At 56.2% G+C, this 9,862-nt stretch carries 8 protein-coding genes; 6 read left to right on the top strand and 2 right to left on the bottom strand.

From position 1 onward, the window contains the following. Positions 1-130 precede the first annotated feature (130 nt). Entirely contained in the window at positions 131-928 is a 798-nt protein-coding gene (locus tag HMPREF0298_RS08070; RefSeq protein WP_245527476.1) for a TIGR02391 family protein, read from the top strand. Here HMPREF0298_RS08070 and HMPREF0298_RS08065 read toward each other — a convergent pair. Then, on the bottom strand, positions 925-1,545 hold the full coding sequence (locus tag HMPREF0298_RS08065; RefSeq protein ID WP_006840661.1) for a hypothetical protein: 621 nt from the start codon (positions 1,543-1,545) through the stop codon (positions 925-927). The two genes, HMPREF0298_RS08070 and HMPREF0298_RS08065, sit on opposite strands and share 4 nt — an antisense overlap. Before the next feature lie 361 nt (positions 1,546-1,906). Here HMPREF0298_RS08065 and HMPREF0298_RS12240 point away from each other — a divergent pair, with 361 nt between their 5' ends. Beyond that, a complete protein-coding gene (locus tag HMPREF0298_RS12240; protein ID WP_157464439.1) occupies positions 1,907-2,161 on the top strand; it encodes a hypothetical protein in 255 nt (84 codons plus the stop codon). Positions 2,162-2,285: 124 nt separating this feature from the next. Here the strand turns inward: HMPREF0298_RS12240 and HMPREF0298_RS12235 are convergent, their stop codons facing one another. Then, entirely contained in the window at positions 2,286-2,582 is a 297-nt protein-coding gene (locus HMPREF0298_RS12235) for a hypothetical protein (protein WP_157464438.1), read from the bottom strand. Between the two features lie 186 nt (positions 2,583-2,768). Here HMPREF0298_RS12235 and HMPREF0298_RS08055 point away from each other — a divergent pair, with 186 nt between their 5' ends. The 4 genes from HMPREF0298_RS08055 to HMPREF0298_RS08040 are packed head-to-tail and all read left to right on the top strand — an operon-like array spanning position 2,769 to position 9,282. Then, positions 2,769-4,772: a site-specific DNA-methyltransferase gene (locus tag HMPREF0298_RS08055; protein WP_006840659.1), complete on the top strand. Its 2,004-nt coding sequence runs from the start codon at positions 2,769-2,771 to the stop codon at positions 4,770-4,772. 2 nt (positions 4,773-4,774) lie between these two features. Next, entirely contained in the window at positions 4,775-7,369 is a 2,595-nt protein-coding gene (locus HMPREF0298_RS08050) for a DEAD/DEAH box helicase (protein ID WP_006840658.1), read from the top strand. Between the two features lie 45 nt (positions 7,370-7,414). Next, complete coding sequence (locus HMPREF0298_RS08045; RefSeq protein ID WP_006840657.1) at positions 7,415-7,987, top strand: SLATT domain-containing protein; 573 nt, start codon at positions 7,415-7,417, stop codon at positions 7,985-7,987. A 5-nt stretch (positions 7,988-7,992) separates the two neighbouring features. Next, the gene (locus HMPREF0298_RS08040) at positions 7,993-9,282 is read left to right on the top strand and encodes a nucleotide-binding domain-containing protein (protein WP_157464437.1); all 1,290 of its coding nucleotides are present in this window, start codon (positions 7,993-7,995) and stop codon (positions 9,280-9,282) included. Positions 9,283-9,862: the final 580 nt, after the last annotated feature.

The raw sequence follows: 9,862 nt of genomic DNA, 5'->3' as shown, positions 1-9,862 counted from the left end.
TGTGTTCATGGGGTCCCTCACCGGCAGTTACAGATACACCACGCTAATGGACTCCACCCCCGACGACACGCTTTAAGCTGTGGATATGGGTTCAAAGGCGCCGGTATTCAGCTCCGGAACAGTCGAAAAAGTGGCCAAGCTCATCGGTGAGGTCTACTCGGGTAGGCAGATCACCTCACTTCTCCTCGACGTAAAGTGTGGGCGGTTCGATCCCGGAGAAGGGATCACGAAGTGGAAGCGAATTGACGAGGCCATTAGTCGGCAGCAGGTTGCCCAAGGAGACGGCCGCCCCCTTCTCGCGGTCGCGTGCAAAGCAGTCGAACCTGGCCGCCTAATGTCCGCGGAGTATCCCGAAGCTGCTGAGCACTTGCATTCGGAACTCGACACAGTCCTATCCACCGAAGGCTACGGGCTAACCGACGACGGGCGGGGCCGCAAACTGGCGCGTAAGGCAACCTTCGAAAAAGCCCGAAACAAGGCGTTGAGCTTGAGAGAGCACCTTCAAAAGCGCGGCTCCCACGCAGAAGTTCTCAAACACTGCCGGGAAGAACTTCTACAAGACGAATCGGACTACTATGAGCTCGTTTTCGAAGCGGCCAAAGGGTTGGAGGATCGAATCCGCCTGCTGTCTAACAGCACAATGGACGGACGCAATCTCCCGCAGAATGTGCTCGGGTCGAAAAATCGCACTGTTCCAATCAATTCGGGTGCAACAAAAACACAGCGCAATGAGCAAGACGCCGTCGCACTGTTCGTTGAAGGCGTGATCGCCGGATTCCGTAATCCGCAAGCCCATGAGACAAGGCTTAGCTGGACAGTGACGAGGGAGGACGCAACCGACGTCCTTGGCTTGATGGCGCTTATCCACCGGCGCCTCGACACCGCGGAGGACATTCTCCGCGGCGGGGGCGCTGACACTGTGAGCTAAGAGCCGTTGATGGCCTTGGTGACTTCGCTCGCCATGAGCTGAGCAATACCCTTGGCATCGAAGCGCTCGCCTTGCTTGACCGTGACCCAATTATCATTTCGAAGCGAGATGAGCGCCGAGGAGACATTAGGTGATCCGTTGATCGGGTTCGTCCAGGTACCGCCGTCAACCACGTACTCATCATCAGGGGTGATTACGAGCCGCTTGTACCTGCCGTCAAAATCCGTCGGCCGGGTCTCCGTCTGGGGTTTTCTCACTTCGATGTCTTCGAACGACTCGGCGAGGGTTTCGCGCACCGTGTCCAGGTCTGTGGTGTGGTGGACAACGTGAACCGACTCGACGTAGTAGTCGTTGCCGGAGGCCGCGAAGATGCGGACGGGTTTATCGAACTTCGCTGAGGAGAACGATCCATCATCGAAAGACGTGGCCGTTCCCGCCTTAACGTGGTCAGTTAAGCCTGGAACCATGTACGCCAACGGCATGTTCGACAATGCAGTTGTCACATGAGCCTGCGCTTCGGAGTCCGTATCGGCTTTCGTTGCGGGTTTCGGCGCGAGCCCCTGCGCCGCCCCGCCCTTCTGCTTAGAGGCAGGGCCGGTGTTAGCGGTGTCACGCACTCGCCGACCGTCTTTGGTCTTGACGAACTCTAAGTGTACTTGACTCGGGCGGTGAGCGGTGTCTTTGCGGCGTGGCATCGTTTTCTCCTTGTGCTACTCGAATGGTGCGCCGGAGAAATTAGCCGGAGGCGTCAAAGTTCTAACCTGCAACGACTGAACGTTCCGTTAGGCAGACCACCACCGGGATACCCGTCTTGCGAATCGCAGCCGCCTTCCGTTTCGCTTTACCTATGTCTGTGGTGCGCCCAAAGAAATCCGAGCCGCACTCGCTCCATACCTCGTAGCACCTGTCATGGAAGCATGTTTCCGCAGGTTCTCGGGGTTGATCCTCAAACGGGTACTGACCCTCCCGTTCCAAGACATGCTGCTCGAAGTGGTCCTCTGCTATCAGCACTCCGTGCTCCCACAGCGACAAAGCTCCAAACAGCGCTTCTGCCTCCAGACAAAGCAATCCGGTTGGCCGGTCTGTGCAACGGAGCAAGGTTTTCAAGAATGCGTGGGCGGCCTGCACGTCTACAGCAACATGCTCGCCGTCGGGTCCGAGAAAGCGGACGGTGCTCTCATTGCGCCGCATGAAAATTTGAAGGCTCGCCAGGCTGTCTCGGTCGAGGTGTAGGTCAAGGTGCAGAAGCACTCGGTCGTTGTCTGTTCGGCTGTGCCGACTGGGGTGGTGGACGTTCATGGGAGCACAGCCTGCCTATTTGACCCGAGTAGTCGTCAACCACGGGGGCAAATGCTCTCTACTCACCAGCGTGACGTTTCAACCGCGGGTCGTCTTCTGATTCGATCCGCTCCCACGTTGCCACGTAGACGGCGGCTTTTTCTCCCTGCGCCAAGCGTTCACCTACTTCACCGAGGGCGGCACGAACCGACCAGTGGACGGACAGAAGCTGAAAGTCCTCGTCACGTACTTCGAGTCGGAAACCCGAGGCGGGGTACGTGTCGGTTAGTGCGTTGCCGTGGAGGGCATAAAACGTGTGGGGTGCAGCCTGGTCAGCCCAGGAGTCGCCGGGGCGTTGTGGTGGAGTCTCAGTCATGGAATGACAGTGTGACGTCGCCGACGGTTAACCGCCAGCACCGGGGGTACACATTACGACCGGAGATGCGACGACAATATGTTCGAATCGAGGCGTTTATTTTCTTCGGGCTTGTCTGACTTCCCCGCTACGATAAGACAGACAACATCAATACCGTCCCGACGAACGAAGCGAGGCAGCGAAGCGGTGGCCGGAGCGAAGCAACTACTTGAGTTGACCTGGTTCAACAAAGACAAGGCACTCATTCCCAGTGAGGAAGGCAAGTACGCCTACGAGTGGGTTGACCCGAAAGACCCCCGCTACTGCGAAACCCGCACTCTCGTCATTGACGAAGTCGTCACCGGCTCGCAGTCTCCAAAAGAGGTGGGCACACAGTACTCGAAACGCGCTGACCTGGAGCCCACGGACGACAACCTGCTCATTCTCGGCGAATCGGGTGACGTGCTTGAGGCGCTGACTCGGGTACCTGAGTTTCGAGAGAAGTACCTGGGGAAGGTCAAGTGCATTTACATTGATCCGCCGTTCAACACTGCCCAGACCTTCGCCAACTACGAGGACAACCTCGAACACTCTGTTTGGCTGACCATGATGCGCGACCGCCTCGTACACCTGCGCAAATTGCTCAGCGATGACGGGTCTATCTGGGTTCACCTCGACTACGCGGAGAACCACCGCATGAGACTTCTCCTTGACGAAGTGTTCGGTAGTGGAAATTTCCTCTCTGAATTCGTTTGGCAGAAGGCGGATGGCCCCCGCAACGACCCTACTTACTTCTCGACCGATCAGGATACGATTATCGCTTATCGTAAGAGCGACAACTTTTCGGTCAACCGTCTACCGCGGCCCGATTCAATGAATACCCGCTTTTCTAATCCGGATAAAGACCCAAAGGGGCCGTGGGTAAAGGGAGACCCTTGCGCACCCGACGCACCCAACAATCAACCGATGGTGTACGCGATTCAGCACCCAATTACGGGAGAACTTATGTATCCCTCGCAGGGAAGTTGCTGGCGAATGTCACCGGCAACGATGTTTGAGGAAATGAGCAAGTGGGCCACCTACGAGTTGCGAGACATCGGGGATCGGGAAAAGCGTGCGGCTGTTTCTGGCGTGCCGGTAACCGAGGCGAGAAACACAGTTCCAGCCATGATGTTGGCAGAGCCACTGGAAGTTTCCGGAGACCGGGTAAGGGCGAAAATTGCATCAGGCGAGACCCTTCCCGAATTGGTTTTCACGAAGAACGGTCTTGGTCGAATCATGCGTAAAGCAAGAATTCCATCGAAAGGAGTGGTGCCGCGAACCCTGCTGTTAAACGAAGAGGTTAGCCACAGCCGTGGTGCGAAAAAGGAATTAGTATCGCTTTTCCCCGGGACCACCGCTTTCTCCACCCCTAAACCCGAGCGCCTCTTAGAGCGCATCATCCACATCGCAACGAACCCCGGCGACATCGTTCTCGACGTATTCGCTGGTTCGGGAACGACCGCCGCGGTAGCCCAAAAAATGGGTCGCCGTTGGGTGACGTGTGAACTTGTCGACGACACCTTCAATTCTTTCACCCGTCCGCGCTTGGAAAAAGTTGTTTTGGATAACGATCCGGGAGGGGTCACTTTCACCAACGAACGGGAGCCAAAGCCAGGTGTTGAGGTCCCAGAGAAATTCGATACGAAGAAAATGGAGGATGCAGCGAAACTCTTGCGAGCGGTTCGCTCAGAACAGGACCTCTCACTAGAAGATGAAGCTGCAATCAAAACGGCCCTGAAACTCATCGCCACACGCCCGAGCACTGTACGGAACTGGCGCGGCGGCGGAGGCTTTACAGTGGCTCACCTTTCGCCTCAATGCTTCGACTACTCACCCGAACTGAACCTCGTCACACTCTCCGAGGCGGCAACCGGGCCGACATTGGTCAACTCCGTGGCTGCGAACCTCAACTTTGCGCTTACACCAGACAACCGCAATTTCGATGGCAAGCGCGGTTCCATGTTCCTCAAAGTCATCGAGGGCCGCCTTGATCGCGAAAAAGTAGAGGAGCTGCTCAGACACCTCGGGGAAGGTGAAGGCGCAACGCTTGCCGCCACGGAACTCGAACCGGGAGTTCGACAATTCGCGAGAACAACTGACCAGCCGTGCCAGATTGTTCACATTCCCAACGACATCTTTAGCTACTCGGGCACGCAGGAGGGCAAGTAGACATGGCACTTCCAATCGCACTTGACCAAGGTCTTATCGACACGATTGCGGCCGAGTTCGACCTGCGCGACCCGAACAAGCGTGCGCTGCGTCAGCTAATTTTCAGCCTGACCGGCGACTTCGATCCCCAAGAACCGATGGTCATGCACATGGCCACCGGAGCGGGCAAGACATACCTCATGGCCGCGCTCATCGAATACTTGGCACGATTCGACCTCACGAACGTGATGGTTGTAGTTCCACCTTCGACGGTCTTGGAGAACAAGACCGTCCAGAACTTCACGCAAGGTTCGCGGCGCTACGTGGGTGGCTTCTCGGCCGCCCCTCAAGTCGTCTCCCCAGGCAACTATGGCGCCTGGCGAGCCGGCCAGTCGGAGCTGTTCCGCGACACCGCCAACGGACCTATGGTCTTTGTCTTCAACGTGACACAGCTCATCGAGCCAAAGAAGGCTGACGCCGCGGCGGGCACCGAGGACGGCACGCGCCGCAAGATTCGAGACCACCAGGAAGAAACCGGATCACTTTACGACCACCTAGTCGGCCTCGATGATCTCGTGGTGATCGCAGACGAGTCGCACCTTTTCGGCTCGTCCGCGAAGGCGTTCAACCAGGCGCTCAAGGACCTCCGCCCCGCGGCAACGATTGGTCTGACCGCTTCGGCATCCGATACGGACCATGTCATCTTCCACTACCCGCTCTACCAAGCCATTGAAGACGGCTACGTGAAATCCCCGATGCTGGTGTACCGCGAGAACGGTTACCCGAAGGACTCCGCAGAAGAACGCCAGCTCCTTGATGCAGTGTCACTGCTGCGCAACAAGGAAGCGGCTTACCAGGCTTACGGTGCAGCAAACTTTCCAGGTGAAGCCGGTGAAGCGAAACGCACAAAACCATTGCTTTTCGTGATCTGTGAAAACGTGGCCCACGCGGGCGATGTGACAAAACTGCTCCAAGGCCCAGGGTATTTCGATGACCCGGACGCGGTGCTCCAGTTCGATAACAAGCACAACGACGCTGTCACGCTGCGGCGCCTAGATGAGCTTGATAGCCCGGCCTCGACGGTGCGGGCCATCGTCTCAGTTGATCGGCTCAAAGAGGGCTGGGACACCAAGAGAGTTGCCGTCATGTGCGCTCTTCGCGCAATGTCCTCAGACATTCTCACCCAGCAGACAATGGGTCGCGGCCTTCGGTTGCCATACGGGGTGAGGACGGGCATCGCGGAGCTCGACCAGTTGGACATCTTGAGTCACAAGTCGTTCAAGTCCCTGCTCAAAGACGAGGACGTGCTGCACTCGTTCGGTTTGGGAGACGCCGCTCAAGGCGCCATCTCGGGAATGGACGTGAAGGAGAGTTTCCTTCGAGGAGGGCAGCAGGTTCAACCACAGCCCGGAGTGGCCGGCCAAGGAGGAGGCCAAAACACCCCAGGTGCTGGTTCGACGGCGTGGCCAGGCCCCCAGGTCGGTGGTAACACTGCCAATGCTGGACAGCCAAGCGCCTCTACCGCTGGGGAGACGACACAGGTCACCGGTGGTGAAAACGGCGGCGTGAAGTTCCGCAGGGTCGGCGACGACGAGTCCATGCAGAACCAGAATCCCATTCCCGCGACGGTAATCAAGGTCAACCACGAGTTCGCAGGGAAAACCTTTCTGTTCCCCTCAACTGTGATGGCGAAAGCGACGTCACCGTTCCTCCTGAGTCATATCGACGACGAGGACATCATCCGGGCTGCGAAGCGTGTCTCAGACTCCAAAGAGGCGCTCACCCGTGAAGAAATCGTGGTCCGGAAGGACAAGCTCGACACGAAACGAAGCGCCGACGCGGAGGTCGAATCGGCTCCCGTGGCGGAAGACATTGTCATCAAAGAACTGACCCGCCGCGTGTTCGGACTCGGTGTGGTTACCCAGGACAAGAAGAACGCCATCACACTGGCTCAGTATGTTCTGCCGACATTCATGGCTAACGCGGGCATCGAACACTGGACAGAGAAGGCGAAGCAGTCCGCTGTTGACGAACTCGTCGCCGTGGTCAACGCGAAAGCGAAAGAGCACGCCAGCAACTTGCAGACCGAAACGACCATCGTTCCGGTGGAGCTGCCGATTGACGAGGTAGTCACGCTTCCATTCGGTAAAGAGGTGCTCGACCAACTGGCGCGGGACCAGCAGTCGAAATTCCAGCCGCGAGAGTTTTACGACGGCTGGAACCGCGGACTGTTCCCCGCAGCGAGCTTCGATTCGTGGGGCGGCGAGTACTTGCTGGCTCTGCTGCTTAACTACACCTCGGACATTGTCTGGTGGAAGCGACTGTACGTCTCTGATCGAGCGTCGATCATGTACACCACCCGCGACACCTACTACCCAGACTTCGTCGCCCAAGATGCTGCCGGCACCATGTGGATCATCGAGGGCAAGTCCGACAAGGGACGAGATGACGAGACGGTTCAAGCGAAACGAGCCGCGGCCCGGGTGTTGGTACGCGAACTGCTCGGAGAGGACGGCTTCGAGGGCCAGAAGTGGGGCTATGTCATTGCCTACGAATCGGACATTCGAGCGTCCGAATCGTGGGAGGACTTGAAGCGAAAGTCGAACCCCGGCTTATAGGGCGATGGATAGCGAAATACTTTGGATGAAGGAAGGCCTAAAGGCTTGGACAAAAAGGGAAAGCCAGATTCGGTAGCAGCACTAACCGGGCTTCTCGACGCGAGAAGAGACCGGATGCTCTACACGTACCGCACTCAAGAGAAAGCAGCAGACCGCTACCAGCAATGGGAACAATGCCGCAAGACCACTTCGATCATTTTGACAGCCTTAACTGCGGGTGCTTTCCTAGCGAGCTTGGGGGGCCTGTTTTTCGATCCCGAGGTCAACGCTGTTCTGGTTTCCGGAGCGGCAGCGTTGGCCACGATGCTTACATTTTTGGGCGAGTCTGTTGACTGGAAGAAGTCTGTAGAAGCCCACAGAGCGGCCGCAGTGGACCTACGTTCCATTCACAATCGCTACGAGTCACTCACCTGGGATATTGAACACGATGCAATCTCTCTTGAGGATGCTTTGGTCAAAAGAGACGAACTGGAAAGGGACGAAAGGAATCTGCTTTCGAAATCACCGCGAACAACGAGTGGGGACTACAACAGGGCTTATGAGGCGATTAACGGTAAAGAAAAACCCCAATCCACGCAGAAGGAAATTGACGCACGCACGCTATGGCGGAGGAAGTAACCGTAGTGGTTCAGAACGAGCTTCTCAGTCAAACATTAGACAACTTGAAAATCGACAATGCGGACATCATCGAGCAACGCCGCGATGAGATTACTAAGGCCTTAAACAAAGAGTTTGCCGGTTCAGAGTCCGACTCTACCAACCGGTTAATGGTTGGGTCCTGGGGCCGCCACACCGCTATACGCGGTATCTCTGACCTCGATATGCTGTACCGTTTACCTGCATTTCTTCGGGACGAATTTGTAGCCAATGGAGGTGCTTACAAGGCACTGAGCAAAGTGCGAACCGCCCTCAAGCAACGGTACCCAAAGACCGCGATTGATGTGGACAGACTCGTCGTGAAAGTCCAGCTTGCTGACTTCAAGTTCGAGGTACAACCGGTTTTCGAAACCGATGAAGGTCATTTCGAATATCCTGATACGTACAAAGACTGTTGGAAATTAACAAAGCCGAGGGATGAGATTGAAGCCATCCGTGAGCTCGATGGATCAACAGGAGGCAAAGCTCGTAAGCTCTGTAAGCTGACGCGTGCTTGGAAGAAGAAGCACGATGTCCCGATTAACGGCCTCCTCATCGACACACTCGTTCATCGTTATCTCACTTCGCAACTAGCCGATGATATGGCGCTTCCCAGATTTCCGATACTGGTAAAAGAATTTTTCGACTACCTCTCCGAGCTGCCCAAGCAGGACACTTGGTACGCGCTCGGCAGCGGGCAGAAGATCACTAACGAGAGGCACTTCCAGAACAAAGCGAAGGAGGCATTTTCACTCTGCCAGGATGCAATCGCGGCCAATGGTAAGTCCACGATGAATCAAAAATGGAGGTCCATATTCGGAAAGTGCGTCCCTCTGGATTCGAACGATCAGGCGCGGGCTACTTCGTTGGAAACCTTCAACTACATCGACACTGAACAGTTCATTGAAGAGCGTTTTCCGGCGGCAGCTATTGTCAGCGAATTAGCTGTCGAGTGCATGGTTACGCAGAATGGCTTTAGATCTGGACCGTTGAGACGAATTCTGGGGACCTACAATTTCCTGCGTCCGAATAAGCAACTTGATTTCACGGTAGATACGAGAGACCTACCGCCGAGAACTGAGCTCTGGTGGAAGGTTCTCAACCGTGGAGACGAGGCTAAACGGCGGAACCAAATCCGCGGCCAAATTTTCAAGGATTCCGGAAAAGGGAAACATCGGGAATCTACCTTGTTTAGTGGCCATCATTACGTCGAGTGCTACGCCATCAAGGATGGCGTTCTGATAGCCCGCGGACACGTAGATGTTCCGATTATTTGAGCCCTACTGTTCGCGCTTGGGGGCGAGTTTGGACTCAATGCGATTTTTCCACGGACCGAAGCCTCCGTTAGAGACCGATCCTGGCTGCTAGATTAATTTTCAGAAACCGCCTGCAAAGCCGGGGCACCACCTTTGCCGGCTTTTACGCCCTTTCTGGTGAGCGCGGAGCAGTGCGAACTGGTTGGGCCGAAAATGGGTGCCGGGGCGGGAAACAAACGTGCGGGCGCTTCCGCGGCAGCGCGTCGTCGCGCCGCAGCATGCAGTGCCCCGCTCGATTCTTCCCAAGGTTTGTGGGTTGCGATGCTCCTATATTGTGTCAAGCGCTTTTCAGAAATTTTTCGTAGGCCGATGCTAATTCCGTCAATGGACGTTTTCCAGTCTCGATGTCACTGATCCTCGCCGGGGCAGAGGGTGTCAGGAAGTTTGTGTGTGAGGCTCTGATCTAGAAGGAGTTTCACCGATAATGACTAAGGTGTCACCGAAGAAAGGCCACGACCCGGCAAGGGTCAATGAGATCAGCGAGAAGCTGATGGAAAATCCTGAACTCGCCAGCTTGATCAGCGAACTGTCGACCTCTGCA

This window comes from Corynebacterium lipophiloflavum DSM 44291, from assembly GCF_000159635.1.
GTDB lineage: Bacteria > Actinomycetota > Actinomycetes > Mycobacteriales > Mycobacteriaceae > Corynebacterium > Corynebacterium lipophiloflavum.
This window is presented reverse-complemented; position numbering and strand designations above follow the sequence as displayed.